This is a genomic window from Sandaracinaceae bacterium (genome assembly GCA_016706685.1).
Lineage (GTDB): Bacteria > Myxococcota_A > Polyangia > Polyangiales > Houyiibacteriaceae > JADJJE01.
The window spans coordinates 26,587-45,680 of record JADJJE010000040.1; the positions used below are offsets into that span (position 1 = coordinate 26,587).

At 70.1% G+C, this 19,094-nt stretch carries 13 protein-coding genes; 9 read left to right on the forward strand and 4 right to left on the reverse strand.

Translation table 11 applies throughout. The features are described 5' to 3' along the window. Positions 1–59 precede the first annotated feature (59 nt). Complete coding sequence (locus IPI43_29160; protein MBK7778137.1) at positions 60–1,106, forward strand: hypothetical protein; 1,047 nt, start codon at positions 60–62, stop codon at positions 1,104–1,106. A 29-nt stretch (positions 1,107–1,135) separates the two neighbouring features. Then, positions 1,136–2,347: a PQQ-binding-like beta-propeller repeat protein gene (locus IPI43_29165; GenBank protein ID MBK7778138.1), complete on the forward strand. Its 1,212-nt coding sequence runs from the start codon at positions 1,136–1,138 to the stop codon at positions 2,345–2,347. A 28-nt stretch (positions 2,348–2,375) separates the two neighbouring features. Here the strand turns inward: IPI43_29165 and IPI43_29170 are convergent, their stop codons facing one another. Further along, a complete protein-coding gene (locus IPI43_29170; GenBank protein MBK7778139.1) occupies positions 2,376–5,333 on the reverse strand; it encodes a carboxypeptidase regulatory-like domain-containing protein in 2,958 nt (985 codons plus the stop codon). 107 nt (positions 5,334–5,440) lie between these two features. On the opposite strand from IPI43_29170, the gene IPI43_29175 reads away from it, so the two are divergent. Both IPI43_29175 and IPI43_29180 read left to right on the forward strand, forming a co-directional pair. Then, positions 5,441–6,409, forward strand: a complete 969-nt coding sequence (locus IPI43_29175) for an RluA family pseudouridine synthase (protein ID MBK7778140.1) — start codon at positions 5,441–5,443, stop codon at positions 6,407–6,409. Between the two features lie 51 nt (positions 6,410–6,460). Next, a complete protein-coding gene (locus IPI43_29180) occupies positions 6,461–7,060 on the forward strand; it encodes a hypothetical protein (protein MBK7778141.1) in 600 nt (199 codons plus the stop codon). A 559-nt stretch (positions 7,061–7,619) separates the two neighbouring features. Here the strand turns inward: IPI43_29180 and IPI43_29185 are convergent. After that, positions 7,620–8,285, reverse strand: coding sequence for a hypothetical protein (locus tag IPI43_29185; GenBank protein MBK7778142.1), 666 nt, complete (start codon positions 8,283–8,285; stop codon positions 7,620–7,622). Beyond that, a complete protein-coding gene (locus IPI43_29190; protein ID MBK7778143.1) occupies positions 8,282–9,277 on the reverse strand; it encodes a hypothetical protein in 996 nt (331 codons plus the stop codon). Before IPI43_29190 ends, IPI43_29185 begins: the two co-directional genes overlap by 4 nt. 50 nt (positions 9,278–9,327) lie before the next feature. On the opposite strand from IPI43_29190, the gene IPI43_29195 reads away from it, so the two are divergent. The 3 genes from IPI43_29195 to IPI43_29205 all read left to right on the forward strand — a co-directional run bounded on the left by IPI43_29195 (position 9,328) and on the right by IPI43_29205 (position 13,668). Continuing rightward, a complete protein-coding gene (locus IPI43_29195) occupies positions 9,328–9,873 on the forward strand; it encodes a hypothetical protein (protein MBK7778144.1) in 546 nt (181 codons plus the stop codon). Beyond that, positions 9,870–12,143, forward strand: coding sequence for a serine protein kinase PrkA (locus IPI43_29200; protein ID MBK7778145.1), 2,274 nt, complete (start codon positions 9,870–9,872; stop codon positions 12,141–12,143). The genes IPI43_29195 and IPI43_29200 overlap by 4 nt, the downstream gene beginning before the upstream one ends. 634 nt (positions 12,144–12,777) lie before the next feature. Further along, complete coding sequence (locus tag IPI43_29205) at positions 12,778–13,668, forward strand: transglutaminase domain-containing protein (GenBank protein ID MBK7778146.1); 891 nt, start codon at positions 12,778–12,780, stop codon at positions 13,666–13,668. A 1,101-nt stretch (positions 13,669–14,769) separates the two neighbouring features. Here the strand turns inward: IPI43_29205 and IPI43_29210 are convergent. After that, positions 14,770–15,396 carry a hypothetical protein gene (locus IPI43_29210; GenBank protein ID MBK7778147.1) on the reverse strand — a complete coding sequence of 209 codons (627 nt, stop codon included), beginning with the start codon at positions 15,394–15,396 and terminating at the stop codon, positions 14,770–14,772. A gap of 217 nt (positions 15,397–15,613) precedes the next feature. On the opposite strand from IPI43_29210, the gene IPI43_29215 reads away from it, so the two are divergent. After that, positions 15,614–17,293 (forward strand): putative metal-binding motif-containing protein, encoded by a 1,680-nt coding sequence (locus IPI43_29215; GenBank protein MBK7778148.1) that lies wholly within the window; start codon positions 15,614–15,616, stop codon positions 17,291–17,293. Next, positions 17,290–18,945 carry a putative metal-binding motif-containing protein gene (locus tag IPI43_29220; GenBank protein MBK7778149.1) on the forward strand — a complete coding sequence of 552 codons (1,656 nt, stop codon included), beginning with the start codon at positions 17,290–17,292 and terminating at the stop codon, positions 18,943–18,945. The genes IPI43_29215 and IPI43_29220 overlap by 4 nt, the downstream gene beginning before the upstream one ends. Positions 18,946–19,094 lie beyond the last annotated feature (149 nt).

Consider the following 19,094-nt stretch of genomic DNA (forward strand, 5'->3'; position numbering starts at 1 on the left):
ACCATTCTCGGGCGCGGGGGTCCCTCTGGACTCATGCCCGCCCGTACCGGAGCGCAGACGTGGCCAGCGAGAACGACCAAGACAACGACCTCGACGCAGCAGAGCCGACCGACAGCGGCCCTTCGCCCAGTGAGGCCACCGCGTCCCCCGCCACCCCAGCCAAGCTGGCCCCCGAGGCGCGCAAGGCGCTGACCGCAGGCGAACGCTTGGCGGCGGCCAAGGCGGCGAAGGCCACGCAGAAGTCGGCCAAGGCGGCGGCGCGCAAGCCGGTCGAGGAAGCGGCCGAGCCCGAAGAAGTGGTGGAGGACGAGGTCCAGGCGCGCGCAGTCGCGGCTACCTCCTGGGTCCACGACCACCAGGCCACCATCGTCAAGGTCCTCGGCGGCGCAGCGCTCGTCGCGGCCGTGGTGCTGGGGGTCCAGTACTTCAGCGGCACCTCGGCGCGGGCATCGGGTGAGCTCATGAGCTCGGCGCTCGTGGTGGCCGCGTCGCCCACCGGTGAGGCCGAAGAGGGCGAAGTCCTCCGCCCCGGTGAACAGCGCTACGCCGACGAAGCCGCGCGCGATGCTGCCCTGGTGACGGCGTACGAGCGAGTGGTCAGCGAGCAGCCGGACAGCTCGGCAGCCGCTTGGGCGCGCCTGTCGCTCGGTCGCGTCAAGCTGGATGCCGGCGAGTTCGCCGACGCTCGCGCGCTGTTCGAGGCCGCGATCGAGGGCGCCGAGGGAGGCGACCTGACGCTGCGTGCGGCGGCCATCGAGGGCGTGGCGTTCAGCCACGAAGGCGAGGAGCACTGGGACGACGCAGCCACGCAGTACGAGCGTCTGGACGGTCTCGGCGGTGTCTACGAGCAGTCGGCCGCCTTCCACCAGGCGCGCATCCTGCTCGCCAAGGGTGAGCGCGAGACCGCCATCGAGCGCCTCCAGGCCCTGATCGAGGCGCTGCGCGCCGAAGACGCCCCGGACCTCACCTACGTGCGGGACCAGGCTGAGCTCACCCTCATGTCGCTGGACGCCTCCCTGGTGCAGCGCACCGCCGCGCCGGCCGGCCTCGACTCGCTGCCTCCCGAGCTTCTGGAGCAACTCTTGAGGCAGCAGGGAGCGCGCTGAGCGTGCCCCGCGCCACTGAACCACGCCCCGTGCAGCGTCCCGAGGCGTGCACGTGGCTCTTCCTCGTCACACTCTGGCCGTTGGCCGTGGGCCTGATGGCCTGCGGGAGCGTCGGCGCCACGCCCACCTCCTACTCGTGGCTTGGCGCGGGCTCCGCCATCCCGGACCGCGGCGAAGAGGGCACGGGCGCCATGCGCGTGCAGTGGCAGGTGTCGCTCATCGACCAGAGCAACAGCCGCTACATCCCGGTGGAGCTGGCCTCGCCGGGCTTCGACCCGGGTCGCGGCCGCATCTATCTCGGCGCCTCGGATGGCCGCTTCCGCGCGTTCGACGCCAACGGTCGCGTGCTGTTCCGCTACAACCTGGGCGCCCCCATCGAGAGCGCCCCCGCCGTGGATCTCGAACGCGATCAGGTCTTCGTGGCGGGCGCCGATGGCCGCGTGCACGCGCTGCGCGGCGCGGACGCAGAGCCCATCTGGCGCGGTCGTGCTCCCGGCATCGTGCGCACGCAGCCCTTGCTGACTCGTGACGCCGTCTACATCGTCACCGAGGACGACGTGGTGGTGGCGCTCTCCCGCGAGGACGGCGAGTCTCTCTGGACGTATCGCCGCGAGCCGGCGGGCGAGTTCCACATCGCGGGGCACGCGGGGCTCACCATCGTGGGGCGGCGGCTGCTGGCGGGCTTCAGCGACGGCACCGTGGCTGCCCTGGACATGACCGACGGCAGCGTGCTCTGGGAGCGCGCCACCGATGTGGACATCGAGGCCACCGAGGGTGGGGCGCCCGTCTTCACGGACGTGGACACCACGCCGGTCGTCATCGGCGAGACCATCTACATCGCGTCCTTCCACGCCGGGCTCTACGCGCTCGCTCTCAGCAACGGCAGCGTGCTCTGGCGTGAGCCCGAGCAGCTCACCATCACGTCCATGGTCGCGAGCGCGGGGCGGCTGCTGGTGGCCAGCGCGGACCGTGGCCTCGAGCTCATGGAGCCCGACTCGCGCGCGGTCATCTGGTCGCGTGCGTCCGAGCGCGGCGCGGTCACCGCCCCCGTGCTCACCCCTCAGGGGTTGGTGCTGGTGGGCGACAGCCAGGGCTCGTTCGTAGCGCTGGCCATGCAGAGCGGCCAAGAGCTCGGCCGCCTCGATGGGGGCAACGGTTTCTCCGCGCCGGCCGGCGTCTCGCACGACCTCGCGGTGGTGCTGACCAACGGCGGCGACGCGCTCTGCCTGCGCCTGCGCTGAGCCGCGGGCACGCTGCACGCGCCGGGCATCAAGGCTGCGTGTAGCGCTCGCGCTGCACGTGCACCACGCGCTCTTGGCGGCCCCGGCGAACGCGCAGGATGGCGGGCACGCCCTCGGCGCCGCGCAGCATGGAGCGCGCCTCGCCCGGTGAGTTCACGGGCATGTCGTCGATCTCGATGAGCTGGTCGCCCACGCGCAGGCCGGCGCGGGCGGCGCGCGACCCCTCCACCACGGCGCTGATCTCGGTCTCCTGGTCACCCATGGCCACGGCGATGGCCACGCCCGTCACGCGCTGCCCCTCACCGGCTTCGCCCTCGGGGTCTTCGGAGCGCACCTCGCTCTCGGCTTCGCCGTCCGCGAACGGGATGCGGCCGCTCAGGCGAATGTATGCGTCTTGGACCAGCTCGCCCGCGTCCACGCGGATGGGACGGCTGGTGCTGCCCGTGCCTGCGGCGGGGTGGCGCGCCATCAGCATCAGGTCGCCAGCCGGGACGGGCCCGAGCACGAACGCACCCTGGTCATCCACGCGCGCCGCCGTGGCCCAGTCGGGCGTGGGACCCACGGCCACCTCGGCGCCGATGGCCGCCTCGCCCACCATGTCCACCACCAGGCCCGTGACGTGGGCGCCGCGCACCAGCGTCACCTCGTCCAGGTACGCGATCACCTCGCCGCGCCGCAGCTCGAGCGACGCGCTGGTCTCGGTCAGGAGGTGGGCCACCGAGCGCAGCTGCAGGGTGTAGTCGCCCACCCCGATGCGCTCGAACACGAAGCGCCCCTCGGCGTCGGAGTAGGCCTGCTGGCGCGGGCGCCCGTCACGGAACAGCACCACCTCCACGTCGGCGGCGGGTCCCAGGTCGTCCACCACGCTGCCGCGCAGCGTGCCCGCGGGCAGCAGCACCACGGCCAGCTCGTCCTCGGTGGAGGTGACGTCCAGCTCCTCGTCCGCTAGCTCTTCGTGCGACACCACGATGCGATACGGGGGCGGGGGCAGCCCGGTGATCTCGAACGCGCCGTCGTCTGCAGCCACCACCACGCGGTGGTGCGGGAAGCGCGCGGACATGGACTCGAGGCGCAGCGTGGCCCCGGCCACGGGCAGCTCGTCCATGTCGAAGATGCGACCGCGCAACGTGTGCAGCGTAGCGCTCAGGCGCAGGGTCACGGCCTGCCGCTCCACGTCCTGTAGCTCCACGCGCGCGCGCACAGCCGGCAGCGCCGGTGCGGTGGCGGTGAGCGTCACGCTGCCCCGTCCGGCCTGGAACTCGAACGTCCCGTCGGTGGCGGACAGCGTGGTCTCCGGCGGCTGCCCAGGGATGCGCAGCTCCACCAGCACGTGCGCCACCGGGAAGTCGGCCGCGTCGATCACCCGTCCTTCGATGAGCGTGCCGGGCTGCAACACCAGCTCCACGCCAGCGCGCTCTTCGCCGGGCCGAAGCGTGAACGTCTCGGTGGACAGCGGCGCATACGACGGCGCGCTCACCCGCAGGCGCACGCGGCCCGGCGCGATGCCCGTCACCAGGAACGATCCGTCGGCTTCGGTCACGGCCTGGCCCGTGAGCTGACGTGACGCGCCGCTGGGGTCCAGCGGGATGGGCGGGATCTCACCCAGCGTGACGCCCAGCGCGCCGTCCGAAGTGAGCGGCACCGGCCCCGCGCGCTGCACGGCGAAGAGGTCGGCGAAGCGCAGCGAGGCGTGCGTGGCGTCGTCCACCACCTCGACAGTGGCCCCGGCGACCGGGTGCCCGAGGTGGTCGATGACGCGTCCGGCCAGAGAGGCGGCGCGCTGCAGCTGCACGTTCAGCGGGCCCTCGCGCGGGTCGTGCTCCACCTGGAAAGGGACGAAGCCCTCGGCGGAGACGCGCACCACGTGCTCCTGCGGGAGCAGGCCGGCGACCGTGAAGGTCCCCGTCGCGCCGCTGCCCGCAGCCCGCGGGAGCAGGGAGATGGCCTCTTCCAGCACCAGGATCTCGGCGTCGGCCACGGGCGCGCCCGCCTCGTCCACCACGGTGCCCGTGAGCACCGCGCCCTGCGAGAGCTGCAGGCGCACGAACGGTGTGGGCGCGTGCCGGCCCACCACGATGCCGCCGCGCGGGGCCCCCACCCACTGCCCGTGCGAGGCACGCAGCTCGTAGATGCCCGCCGGCACGTTGGGCCAGGAGAAGCGTCCCGAAGCGTCGGTCTCCACCTCGCGCGGAGGCCACACACCGCTGCCGGCCAGCACCACGCGGGCGCGGTCCACCGGGGCGCCCTGCGGGTCCACCACGACGCCGGCCAGCTGCGCCGCGGGCGACAGCGTGATCGACACGTTGACCTCGTCGCCCACGGCGGGGGTGCGCAGCTCCTGCTGGGTGCGCTCGTGGTTGGGCGCGGTGGCATAGAGCACCAAGTCGGTGTCGGGCGGGAGCGTGTCGAAGATCAGGGAGTCGCCGTCCACGCGGGCCACGTAGCGCGGGTGCTGGCGTCCTGGCGGCACCGCGAACACGGAGATGTCCGCGAGCGGCAGCGTGCTGTCCGTGCGCTCTCCGGGGTCGCGCGCCCCCACGTGGATCCGCGCGCGCGCAGCGGGCTGGAGCTCGGTGCTGGCGTCCACCGAGCTGCCCGACTCGAGCGTGATCTCTTGCGCCGTGGCCACGAAGCCAGGCACGTGCAGCGTGAGCGTGAACGTGCCGGCGGGCAGGTTGGCGAGGTGCACGGGAGGCGCCCCCCGCAGCGCTCTCCGCAGGTTCACGTCGGGGCCGTGCAGCGTCATGAACGCGCCCTCGGGGAGCTCGGCGAAGCGCGTGGCGTCGAGGCGCACCACCAGCTCGGCGTCCCCCAGCGCGGCGGCCTCGCTGCCGGCGTGACCCTCGCCGCCCTCGCCGCCCTGGTCGCTGCCCTCGGTGGGCCCCTGCTGAAGGGTGCCCTCGAGCGCGCTCGAGCCCGGCACCACGACCAGCACCAACGCCAGCAGGCCCACCCACGTGCCCACGCGGGGAGCCTTGCTGCGCACGCGTTCTGCGGGTGCTTTCAGTGGGTCTTGCAAGTTGCCGTGGGGTGTCGAGGAGTCTAACTGGCGGGGGTCGCGGATTCGTCCCGGGCGCACCATACTCGGGCCCGGTGTCCGACGTTCCGTTCATCCCGGTGGGCTGCGATCCCGAGTCCATCTTGCTGACTTTCCCGGTCCCCCGCGAGTTTGCGGGGCTGCGCCTCGACCGCTTCATCCAAAACCGCATCCCGCGGCTCTCGCGCACCCGCGCCAACGAGATCGTGAAGGCCTGCGCCTACCGGCAGGACGGCACGCGGCGGCGGGCCAGCGAGCGCGTGCGGGCGGGGGAGGTGGTGCTGCTGGTGCGGCCCCCCATGAACGAGCCCAGCACGCCGCAGGACTTCGTGGTGCTCTTCGAGGACGAGCACGTGCTGGCGCTGGACAAGCCGGCCGGGCTGCCCATGCACCCCACCGCCACCTACCACAAGCACACGCTCACCTGGCTGCTCAAGGAGCGCTATGGCGTGGACGCGCCGCAGTTCGCGCACCGCCTGGACCGCGAGACCAGCGGCGTGGTCATCTGCGGAAAGTCACGGGACGCCGAGCGCGCGCTCAAGAACTGCTTCCAGTACCGCCACACCGAGAAGACCTACCTGGCCGTGGTGCACGGCACGCCTCCATCCGAGGGGCGCATGGACCTCGATCTGGCGCCCGTCACGGATGGGCTCCACGTCATGATGCAGGCCCTGCCGCAGGGGGAGGGGCTCTCGGCGGTGACCACGTTCCGCACCCTCTCGAGCGGGCCGCACTACTCGCTGCTGGAGCTCACGCCGGAGACGGGCCGCCAGCATCAGCTGCGCGTGCACCTGTCGAACCTGGGCTTCCCCATCGTGGGCGACAAGCTCTATGGCGTGGAGGGGCCGGCCCCCTTCATGGAGTACATCGAGTCCGGCATGACCGACGCCCTCGCGCGCCGCTTGGTGCTGCCGCGTCACGCGCTGCACGCCCACGCCCTGACCATCGAGCACCCGTTCAGCGGAGAGCCGCTGCACATCCGTTCGCCGCTGCCCGCCGAGCTCGCCGCCCTCGTGACGGCGTAGTTCCGTGGGCTCACGTTGGACCTCTCCGGCAGAGCGGCTACAGTCCGAACCATGACTCGTCGCTCTGCTTTCGTCCCTGCTTCGCGCTGCTCCCTGCTCCTGCTGGCCACGGCCGCCGTGCTCGGCTGCGGCGGGGCGGCCCCCGTGGTCCAAGAGACCACCCCGTTCACCGAGCAGGACGCAACGCTGTTCGACCGTGGTGTCAGCTACATCGCGGACCCGGCGGCGCTCGGAGGGGGCTGGGAGGCGGAGTGGGCCGAGGCCCTCGAGCTGCGCGTCCAGCACTCGGACGCCGTCGCCATCGCCACCGGGCACACGTTCCGTGAGGACACCAACCCGCGTCAGCAGCGCACCTACCGGGTGTCGCTCACGCTGGACACGCGCCTCTACGGCGAGCTGCCCGACGAGCTCGAGCTCATCTCGCGTCCCGGCGACGAGGGCTTCGAGTCCGTCAATGGGCAGGAGTCGCGCATCTTGCAGCGCCAGTTCGTGGTGTTCGTGAAGTGGCAGCTCAACGAGGAGACGGGCGCCGTGGAGGCGGCCTTCCATCTCGAGCCCGCCAGCGAGACGGTGCAGGCCCGCGTGCGCGAGCTGGTGGAGCGCATGCACGGCGTGGCCAACGGGCCGCGCACCACGGTGCACTACAACTAGTACCTCGGCAGCTCGCCGATTCGCCTTGCTGCAAGGCTCTATGGGCACCCCCGGCTCAAGCCTGATGATTCAACACATCTGGTACAGGGGCCGACTCGGCTTGCTGCAAGGCACAATGGGCACCCCCGGCTGGAAGCCGGGGGCAGCAGACCAGGCCTCGGCGACCTGAAAGTCCGCCCCTGCGGGTCGGACTAGATGATGGTGAAGTTGGAGGCCGTTCTACCAAGGGTACTCGGCCACATTCAGTCCGCCCTTCGGGCAGGCTGGGTGGTCGACAATGGGTGCGTTCGACCACGGATGGCCGGACGCCGTGTCGGTACCCTTGGTAGGGCATACCCTGCTGTCAGCCATCTAGTCCCCGCTAGGGGACTTTATGCCCATCCAAGCCAGGTTTGCTGCCCCCGGCTTCCAGCCGGGGGTGCCCATTGTGCCTTGCTGCAAGGCGAATAGGGCCCCTAGCAAGATCTGCAGAGTCCTCAGGCCTCAGCCGCGGGTGCCCATCAACGGCCCCTCGCCAATCGGTCAAGATCCGTGACGCGAGGTACTAGCGGCGCTGCCCCTACCGCAGCAGCAGCTCGAGGCGCGGGCGGCGATCGACGTCCAGCGTGTCGGGCGAGGCGAACAGCCAGGGGTCGTCGTCTCCACCGCGCGCCATGCGAACACGCAGCGAAAGCGGGGCACCGGCCACGTCGCGTGCGGCCTCGAGCACATCCAGGCGCACGGCTTGCCGTGCTGTGGGGCGCTCCACGCGGGCCGAGAGCGTGCGGCCAATCGGCAACGGCGGGGTGCGCCGGCGAGCGCCGTCCGTCTCGCTGGGGCGCATGCGTGACACCGCGATGGTGGCCGGCTCGGTGGCCGCGCGCGCGTGCTGGTAGGGGAAGAGCACCAGCACGGCCTCCACCACGTTTCGCTGGCGCGCGGGGATGCTGAAGGTCAGGTCGATGACGGCGTCGGCGTCGCCTCCGAGCGACAGCCTGTCGGACGACCCGTGGCTCGCGCCCGCGCCGTCGTCGGGGTTACTCCAGCCCGTGGCGTAGAGGCCCAGCGACTCACTGAACGTGGCCGCCCGCGCAGGCTCGGGGAGCGGCCGGCAGGTGCCGTCCAGGTCGCAGACCGTGGCCGTGGGGCAACTCTCGGAAGCGCAGGGCGAGCGCGTGGCGCCGCAGCCGGCCCACAGAGAGCAGGCCGCCAACACGAGCAGGACCCCGCCGGACCAAGAGCTCACGCGGCCAGCCACGGGGCCTCCACGCGTGCATGCACCACCTCGCCGGCGTCTTCGCGGGCGGCCTCACGCAGCACCCGGACGCGGCCATCGGCGCTGCGCTCGTAGATGGCGGAGCGGCCCTCGAAGCGTTGGTCCAGCACGCGGCCCACGAGGTGGGCAGTCACTCCGTAGCGCACGCCGGCGAGCTGGCTCAGGCGTGTCTCGAAGCCCTCGAGGCGCCACTGATCGCAGCGCAGCGTGGTCTCCCCCGGGCGGCGGTGCACCCACGCCTCGCGCCACGGCCAGGGGTTGGCCGCGGGCTGCGCCACGATGTGCACCGAAGCGTTGGCGAACGCGCCGCCAACCGGCTGCCACTCGGGCTCGTGTGAGGTGTGCGGCACCAGGAACCCATCGTAGCAAATCAAGGTGCCCACGCGCCCCACGGCCGAGTCGGAGATCTCTCCGGTCCCCGTGTGGTTGGGCGACAGACCAATGCTGTCCTCGATCTCGGGGACCAGGTTCACTTTGCGGGTTCGAGCGGCCACCGACCCGTCTTCGGCGAAGGTGACGCTGGTGTTGTAGACCTCGTCGTCGTCGCCCTCGAGGATGGCGCTGCCCGCCACGATGGTGGCCCCCGACGCGCGCGCCAGCTCGGCGAAGGTGTCATGGTAGAGCCCCGAGATCTCGTCCGTGAGCGTGAGCAGGGCGGCTCGCTGCGGGTGCTCGCGCCCCACCCGGCGCAGCGCGCGCAGGAAGGGCAGCGGCCGGCGCGCGATGCCCAGCGCGAACGCCGCGTTGACCGATGGCATGCGCGTGGACAGCCCACCCAACACCGTGAGGGCCAAGAACGCGCCGTAGTTCTCGGGGAACACCAACAGGGCCGGGACGCCGGGGCGGCGCAGCGCATCACAGCTGGCCACGGAGGCGCGCGTGGCGTCGCGGAAGGCCTGCGCGCTGCGATACGTCTTCGGGCTGATGTGCGCCTGGACGGCGAAGAGGTCGAGCTCCGGCACGCGCGCAGCATAACCGCTTTCACCCCCTCGCTCGCGCTATAGTGGCGGCGATGTCTAGCCGATCACACGCCCCCCAACGCCGCTCGCGCAGCTGGCTAACCCTCGGACTCTGTGCTGCCGCCCTGCTGGGCTGCGGAGAAGACGCTCCGAGCCCCAGCACGGGAGCCGGACCCATCCCCACGGCCCCCACCACGGCGGTCACTCCCCCCGAGGCGCCCCCCGAGCCGCCGCAGCCGGCGGGACCCACCGCCACCGGCGCCAGCTTCTCGCTGGTGTCGTCGGGCGCGGAGTCCTACCGGGCCGGCGAGGTGGGGCAGTTCGCCATCGAGCTCACGGGGCGCGACGGATGGCACGTGAACATGGAGTACCCCACCGTGGTGCAGCTGGAAGGCGAGGGGCTCTCGTTCCCCAGCCCGCGCCTCGAGCGCGCGCAGGCGGCCCAGTTCGCGGAAGAGCGCGTGCGCTTCGACGTGCCCTTCACGCCGGCCGCCGCAGGCGAGCGCAACGTCACCGCGCGCGTGCAGTTCGCCATGTGCAATCCCAGCAACTGCGTGCCCGAGGAGCGCATGCTCACGCTCGCCCTGGCGGTGCAGTGAGCGACGACGCGCGCGCAGACGAGCGGGCAGCGGCCATCGACGCGCTGCTCACCGAGACCTACGGGCGCACACGCGCGCGCTTCGAGCAAGAGCGCCGCGTCCTCAGCTTCAACGGCTACCTCGACCTCTGCGCGCGGGAGCCCCAGCGTTCTCTGCGTGACGCGGCTTCCTATGCGCGTGACGCGCTCGACTACTTCGGCAGCTACGAGCTGGTGCGCCCCACCGGGGTGTCACGGCGCTACCGGCTGTTCGACCTGGACTTCGGGGGAGACGCCGGAGCGGCACGCCACGCCGACGACCGCGAGCGGCTGATTGGCCACGAGGAGCTCCAAGAGAGCTTCCGGCGCGCCCTCGAGGGCTTCATCCGCGAGGGCCGCGTCAACCGCATGATCATGCTGCACGGCCCCAACGGCAGCGCCAAGTCCACGTTCGTGGCGTGCCTGATGCGCGGCCTCGAGGCCTACTCGCGCGTGGCCGAGGGCGCGCTCTACCGCTTCTCGTGGGTGTTCCCGAAGACCGGTGACCAGCCCGGCATCGGCTTCTCGGCGGGCGGGGGCGGCAGCCGTGGCGACGCGGACTCCTTCGCGCTGCTGCCGGAGGCGCGCATCGCCGTGAAGCTCACGAGCGAGCTCAAGGACCACCCGCTGCTCCTGCTGCCGCGCGCCGACCGCCGGGCGCTGATGGAGCGCGTGCTGCCTCCGGGCGCCGCGCTGCCCGCGTTTCTCGCTTCGGGCGAGCTCAGCCACAAGAACCGCCAGATCTACGAGGCGCTGCTCACCGACTACCGCGGCGACCTCGGCCGCGTGCTGTCGCACGTGCAGGTGGAGCGCTTCGACATCAGCCGGCGCTACCGCTCGGGCGCGGTCACCATCGGCCCGGCCATGTCCGTGGACGCCAGCGAGCGGCAGATCACCGCCGACCGCTCGCTCTCGTCGCTGCCCGCGTCGCTGTCTGCGGTCACCCTCTTCGAGAGCTACGGCCCCTTGGTGGAGGCGGCCGGCGGCATCGTGGAGTTCAGCGACCTGCTCAAGCGCCCGCTCGACGCCTGGCGCTACCTGCTGCTGGCCATCGAGGAGGGCACGGTGCCGCTCACGTTCTCCACCATGACGCTCAACGCGCTGCTGGTGGCGAGCAGCAACGAGTTCCACCTGGCGGCGTTCCGCGAGCACCACGACTACGCGTCGTTCCGTGGCCGCATGCTGCCCATCGTGGTGCCCTACCTGCGCGACTATCGTCAGGAGCAGGCCATCTACGACACGCAAATCGCCCCGCACGTGAGCGTGAAGGTGGCGCCGCACACCACCTACGTGGCCGCGCTCTGGGCCGTGCTCACGCGCCTGCGCCGCCCGGTGGCCAGCGCCTACGAGAACCGCGCGCTGGGCGTCATCGCCGCGGGACTGAGCCCGCTCGAGAAGGCCGAGCTCTACGCCGACGGAACGGTGCCCGAGCGCCTCGAGCACGACGAGCAGCTGGCCCTCCGCGCAGGGCTCGGCGAGGTCTACGCCGAGTCGCTGGTGGGCAGCTTCGAGGGCCTGATGGGCGCCTCCGCGCGCGAGATCCGCAGCGTGCTGCTGGAGGTGGCGGCCGACCAGCGCGCCCGCTGCCTGGCGCCACCCGCGGTGCTGGCGCGGCTCGAGGCGCTGTGCGCCGAGGGTGACTACGACTTCTTGCGCCTGGACGTGGACGAGGGCTACCACGACGCGCGCCACTTCGTGGACGTGGTGCGCTCGCGCTGGCTCGACCGCGTGGACATGGAGCTGCGCGCGGCCACGGGGCTGGTGGGCGAGGAGCGCTACATGGACCTCTTCGCGCGCTACGTGGCGCAGGTCTCGCACGCCGTGAAGGGCGAGCGCTGGCTCAACCCCGTCACGCAGAACTACGAAGCGCCGGACGCCGAGCTGCTCGAGTCCGTGGAAGCCACCCTCGAGGTCACGGACCCGGCGGAGTTCCGCGCCTCGGTGCTGGGCGGCCTGGCTGCGTGGGCCATCGACCAGCCGGACCGCAGCGCCGACCTGCCGCTCACGGTGGACTTCCGCGCGCTGTTTCCGCGCCAGCTGGCGAAGCTGGAGTCCGCGTACTTCGAGCAGCATCGGGCGCAGATCGCGCGGGTGGGGCGCTCCATCGTGGCTGTCCTGGACGGCGAGGGAGCGCGGCTCGAGGCAGCGGATGCGCAGGCAGCGGAGAGCGCCTGGGCGAAGCTGGTGGCCCGGGGGTACGACGCGGACAGCGGGCGGATCGCGCTCGCCGAGCTGCTAGCTGCTCGGTATTGAAGAGGCAGATCTAGGAAGCCGATCCGGGTTGCTGCAAGGCACAATGGGCACCCACGGCTTGAGTCGTGGGCAGCAGACTAGGCCTGGGCGACCTGAAAGTCCCCCTGCGGGCGGACTGGTTCGTGGTGAAGTTGGGGGCCGTTCTACCAAGAGTACTCGGACACAGCCGACGAGCCACGCGGGCGCCGGCGGGCGCCGGCGGGCGCCTCCGAGAGCGGCGCAACACTCGATTGAATTCACGCGTCGCCCGACGAACGGTCGGGTGCATCACCCCCGCCGGTGCCCGCCGCTGCGCTCAGACTAGCGTTCATCGTACGCGTTTGACCGGCACAGTGTTGACCGTGGGCTGACTGGCAGGGACGTGGCGGGGGGTCACCGCAGCACCTCACTGACCGACAGCATATTGCGCCGTTAGAATGTCATGTAAACTATCCGCACAACAGATTGAGAGGGTTCATGTTTCCTATGGGCCCAGGACGGAACCCTCCGAACGCTGGCGTACATCCGGGCAGCTCCGCAGGCCGTTCGAGCGGTCGTCGAAGGATGGTCGTAGAGGACAGCGCTGGGCGGTTGCGTCTGCCCATCAACCCCGCGACCATTGCCGCATCTGACTGCAAGAGGAGAGGTACACCCCGTGAACACTTCCGCGCCCCGCTCGCGCCCGCAGGCGGCTCCCGTCTCCAAGGCGCCCGCCCCTCAACAGAAGTGGGGAACGTCGTTCACCCTCGCGGCGTGCATCTACTTCGCCATGCGTGGCGCCTCAGCGCTCATCCACGACGCTGAACTGACGCTGAAGGTCGAGGCCGTCATCCTCGTGGTCGCCATCGTGGTCCCGGCGCTGCGCATCGCACTGCTCCGTGTCCTCGGTGGCGTGTTTGTGCTGGTTGTTGCCATCTACGTCGGGATCCACCGGGATGAAGTGCGACAGCAGGGTGTGGCTGCGGTCGCCATGTCGGGAGCCCGCCTCTTTCTCGGAAGAGCTGGCGCGGGTGTGCGGGGCCACGTGCTGCGCCAGCGTGTCCGCGTGTACCTCGACGCCGTCCACGTAGTGCAGGAAGCCACCCGCGCAGACCCCGTGTTCGCGCTCGCCGACGACCTCGTCGGTGACTGCGGGAACGCTGACTTCGGTTGCGAAGTGCAGCGCATCACCCAAGGCGTTGCAGCACGGGTGCCCTATCGTTCGGACCCATCAGGCAGTGGCGGCGACCACGTGCAGCCGGCGATGACCACGTGGGACCGACCCGGGGGCGATTGCGAGGACCAGGCCATCCTCTTGCTCTCGCTGTACCGAGCCCACGGCCTTGAAGCCTACGCGGCCATAACCGCCAACCACATGTTCGCGGTGGTCTGCGCTGCGCCCGATTCGCAACGCACGACTCGGCCGGAATCCATCTTGAGCCGGCCCGACTGCCAGGTGGCGGACACCACCATCACCGCTCAGCTGCGGCCGATGAGCGCCATGCCCGCATACAACGTGACGGGGCTGTACGACGTGGATGGGCGGGACGTGCTCGCGGGACAGTGAAGCCTCATCGGTAGATCCCGCGTGACGCGTTGGCGCGGCCTCGATCGCCCGGAAAGAAGCCCGGGGCGTTGGCGACATCGGGGCATGCAGCGCGCCGCACCCTTCGTCCTCCGCATCGCAGCGGCGAGCGGGACCTCGGTCCGCCCACTATCCGTACAACAGATTGAGCGGGTTCATGTTTCCTATGGGCTGGCCTATCGGGCCCCCTGAGCGCGCGTGCATCCCATGGAACGAAGGGCGCGGTCGACGGCGGCCTCCGCGCTGGCGAGTTCGTCCTTCGGCGCGGCAACTCGAATCGAGTGCCCATACACCGTGTCGTACGTCAGCCTCCACGCCCCCGCGGACGCAAGAAAATGCACTTGGCGCTTCTCTCCATCCTCGTCGCCATACCCGCCCCGCGCAACCACGGGGCCAAACACATCTTGGAGGCGTGCCAGTCTTTGCACGAACGGAGTATGGGCTGCGTCTGCAATGGCAATCGTAAGGTGCGTTCGCTCGCGCCATGGATCGAACCAGCGTGAGTCCGATGCCTCGAGCCACGTCGAAATCCAGTCCAGCGCGCCCTCGTGGAGCGAGGGCTCCTGCCCCGAACGTGGATTCCAAACCGCAACGAGCCACCTGTCCGGAGTACCGCGTTCGGTGAGCCAGTAGGCTACGTCTCCGTTGTCCGTATTGGCCCACGGAAGTGCGCCCCGGGCGTCTGGAAACAGCGCAAAGGGCACCGCCTTCGGGTGCATTCGAGCAAGAGCCCGGTCGGCCTCGAGTGCGACTCGTGCCTGGTCCATCATCGTGCACGGAAGGAAGAACGGCGACCACAAGTGAACGTGATCTCCGAACGTGCCATACCCATAGCGGGAGACGAGCGCGACCCAATCGGAAGGAAGCGTGGCCCCAAGCTCGCTGAACACCGCGGCAAAATTTCCGTCTGCGGCGACGGGCCGCTCGGGAGGCGGACAAAGCCCCACGAGGTGGGCGAGAGCGCATTCGAGACCCATGGGGCGAGATGAGACCAACAAAATGGCCGGCATGGGAACAAATGTCGGGTCCATGGAAGGTGCGTGAGGGTGGAGGCCGTCCGCTCGCCAGTCCCGAGCGCAAAGGTCAGGACGACGCGGCGTGCTCTACGCGGCCTCTCAAGAGCGTGCGCTCACGGTAGGAGCGGGCCTTGTCGAGCTTCTCTTGGGTCTCGATGAGCTGGTGCTCGCGGATGAGGGTGAGCACTGCGGAGAGGTGCTTGTTGGGGACCACGGCGCCTTGCTGCCGCGGCACCGAGACGAGCCCGTGTTTCTGAAAGACGTTCGCGGGGAACTCGACGCCGTGGGCGCGGAGACGGACCGTTCCGTCATCGGCCTCGAATACGTCGACCCGGCTGCCACGAGGAGCGTTCGCCTCGGTGGTCGGCTCGAGCACGTACAGCTGCCCTTTGTAGTTCAGCGTGAGGCTCTTGCTGACCTTGCGCCGGTTGCGGAGCTGGAAGATGTCGTCGAGGCGCTCGCCGGGTAGGAGAGGGCGGTGTGCGTTGTGCTCGCTGAAGGGCGGGGTCGCGAAGCGCGCGTTGTAGTCGACCATGAACTCGGGGAGGAACGCGTTGGCGTCCTCCATGGTCGAGATGCCACGCAGCCGGAGCTCCTTCACGAGCCGGTCCTGCAGGGTCTTGTTGTTGCGCTCCACGCGTCCTTTGGCGGCTGCGCTGTTGGCGCAGATGACGTCGATGTTGAGGTCGGTCATCGCGCGACCGAACTGCGTAAGCCCCGTCCCAACATGGTCCTCGCGGTTCGGTTCCAGGCTGCGACGTTTCCAACCGTCACCGAGGTCGCATTGCGCATCCCTATCAATTCATGGGAGCCTCGGCTCTGTGACGATGGAAGTGCATCAGTTGGGGCGACCAGGTGCGGGCAGCTCGGGGAGTGTCGCTACAACCCACGTGAGGTCCCTAGGTCTCCGTTTGCTCGTTCTCCCGTTGCTCGTCCTCGTGCCCGCGTGCGCCAGTCCAACGTCCGCAACTGATGCCGAGACGCAGGTCGACGCAGCCTGCACCTCAGAGTCGTGCGACAACGAACTCTTCTGTGACGGGGTCGAGAGCTGCGTCGCTGGCTCGTGCAGCGCCGGGTCACCCCCTTGCCAGGAAGGGTGCGACGAGGCCAACGACCGATGCCAAGGCTGCGAAGACCTCGATGGAGACGGCGCGCGAGATGCGGCGTGTGGAGGAAGTGACTGCGACGACGCCAATCCGATCCGGTTCCCTGGTGCGCTCGAGATCTGCGACGCCATCGACCGGGACGAGGACTGCGACCCGGCGACGTTCGGCGTGCTGGACGCCGATTTGGACGGCTTCGCCGACCGGCGCTGCTGCAATGTGGACGGGGGTGGACAAGAGACGTGCGGCACTGACTGTGATGACGCGAGCGCTTTCGTGAACCCCAGCGCGCCCGAGGTGTGCGACCTGGTGGACAACGACTGTGACGGTGACACCGACGAGGACGCGGCACCGGCCACATGGTACCGCGACGCCGACGGAGACGGCGCCGGCAACGACGCGATGACGACGACGGCGTGCACTCCCCCCGGTGGATACGTGCTGATCGGAGGGGACTGCGACGACGGCTCTTCTGCGCGGCGCCCCGGTCGCCCGGAGATCTGCGACGGCGTCGACAACGACTGCAACACCACAGTGGACGACGGCACCATCGCGGGGATTGGAGCGGACTGCGCGACCGGCGAGTCGGGCGAGTGCAACCGCGGCGTGGTGGTCTGTTCGGGCCTCGCTGGGCCCACGTGCACACGACGCATGCCGCCGGCCACTTCCGAGTCCTGCAACGCTCTCGACGACGACTGCGACACGCGGGTGGACGAGGCGGTCACTGGCGTGGGCGCAGGGTGCGCGGTGCCGGCTGCGCAGGGTGTCTGCGCAGCCGGGACTCGAATCTGCGACGGGGCTGCCGGGCTGCGGTGCCAGGGGCCTCCGGCCAGCATGGAGCTGTGCTCCGCGGCGGACGAGAACTGCAACGGCAGTGCCTATGACGGGTTCGCGTGTGTTCCGGGCGCCACGGCGCCGTGCTCGCAGTGCGGCGTGGCGGGCACACAGACCTGCTCGGCTGGCTGCTCGTTCGGAAGCTGCGCGCTAGCAGCGACCACCGCTGTCCGTCGCTCGGGGACCGACCCGGTTTTCAACTTCCCGGGCTCGTGTTCGCCGACCTTCGGGTGCTATTTCGGAGAGGGCCCCTGGCAGGACGCCTACACCTCCCCGCCCCGTCGCATCTGCGACGGAATCGGACTGGGCGGCGTCCCCTATCGACACCCCAATGGGAGCGACTACTGCATCGCGGGCGGCGCGGTGGTGTTGGCCCCTGGCACCTATCGCGCCCGTGTCCGATTCAACGACCAGGGCCAATCCGCCACCAGCTTCCGACCGGTTCTGGAGGCCTGGGACGTGACCGTCGGTCCCGGCCTGGTGCGCGCGAGCGCGAGCTACTTTACTAGTTTTTCAAGCTGGAACGAGGCCGAACTGAACTTCACGCATCCCGGCACCGACTGCGGCACATACGAGTTTCGTGTCCCCTACCACGATACGTACGACTACTCGTTCCAGGTGGAGTGGATCGAGTACCAGCGGACGGGACCATGAGGCGGCTCGCTTGGGGCGGGTGTGCGCTGGTGCTCGTGGCCTGCGGCGGATCGCCGTCCACGGGAGATGCCGGCGGAGTCGCGTGCGAGACCAACAGCGACTGCGATGACATGCTCTACTGCAGCGGTGAGGAGCGCTGCTTGCCGAGTGATGAGCGGGCCGATGCCCGTGGCTGCGTGGCCGGCCTCTCCCCATGTGAAGGCGTTTGCGACGAGGCGGCCGACAGCTGCCCGTTGTGCGGCGCAGCAGCCGACCTCGACTCCGATGGTCATGCGTCCATCCTCTGCGGTGGCAGCGACTGCGATGACGACGACCCCGAGCGCTTCCCCGGCAACCCGGAAGTGTGCGATGCGGGCTCTCACGACGAGGATTGTGACCCCACGACGTTTGGTGGGCGCGATGGCGACAGCGATGGTTACGTGGACGACGCGTGCTGCAACGTGGGGCCGAGTGGTCTCGTCTGCGGAGACGACTGCGACGACACGAGCGCAGGCGTCAGCCCTGGCGACGGCGAGGCGTGCGACACGCGCGACAACGACTGCGACGGGGTGATCGACGACGGGGTGCCCCCTGGGGTGTACTATCGCGATCTCGACCGCGACGGAGCTGGTGACCCCAATGCGAGGCTCGAGGCGTGCACGCCGCCGAGCGGTTACGTGCTGGGCAACAGCGACTGCGACGACATGAACATGGGCCGCGCCCCCACCAACGTGGAGACGTGCAACGGCCAGGACGATGACTGCGACGAGGAGATCGACGAAGATCAGGCGGGCACCGGGGCGAACTGCACGGTGGCGGGCGCGAGCGGAACGTGCTCCGTCGGCGTGCTGGTCTGCGACGCAGCGGGCACCGGCGTCCGCTGCGTGGCGCGTACCTCGGCCACCGCCGAGGAGTGCAACGGTCAGGACGACGACTGCGACACGAATGTGGACGAGGGGGTCCCCGGCGTCGGGGCTCCCTGCACCGCGCCCGGCACGATGGGCGCTTGCGCGATGGGAACGCTGCGCTGCATGGGAGCCGCAGGGACCACTTGCTCTGCCGGCACGCCGTCGGTGGAGGCGTGCTCGCCCGTTGACGAGGACTGCGATGGGGATCCCATCAACCGCGGCCAGCCCAACGGCTTTGCGTGCCTCACCGGCGAGCCACGCGGCTGCAGCGTCTGTGGCATGAACGGCACCGAGACGTGCGTAGCGGGCTGCTCGTGGTCGCGGGTGTGCAATGTGGGGGGCGTGGGGTCGACAGTATCTTGGGCCGCGAACGACCCCCGCTTCCAAAGCAATGTGTTTGGCTATTGCAGCTCCGTGCCGGGGGGCTCGCGTTGTTGTGATCACCCCGGGGGCCAACCCGACGCCTACTGCCTCACCGGAGGCGGGGTGACGCTGGCACCAGCCACCTACGAACTGAGGATGTTCGGTGGACGGGGCGACGACATGACGATCGAAATCGCCGACACCACCAACGGCGCGGTCCGGGCCTCGCGGGCGGTGACCACGTGTGGCGCCTGGTCCGAGCGCTTGACCTTCGTCCACCCGCGCGACGCCGGTTGCGCGAACTACGAGTTCCGCTTGCGCGTGGATGGAGGCGCTAGCGGTTGCTACGAACCGTTCGTGACGGGCGTCGAACTCACGCGCACCAGCGACCTGGCGCTCTGAGCAGAGCTTGGCGCGCGATGTAGCGCGAGTGCCACCGCCATTGGCTCACCGACAGCGTTGTCAGAGTGCGTTAGAAATGGCGGCTTCTGCGTTCGATAGAAATGTCGGTGCCAGTGTAGGCAAGACCGTCATCTAGGCCGCAGGGAGGG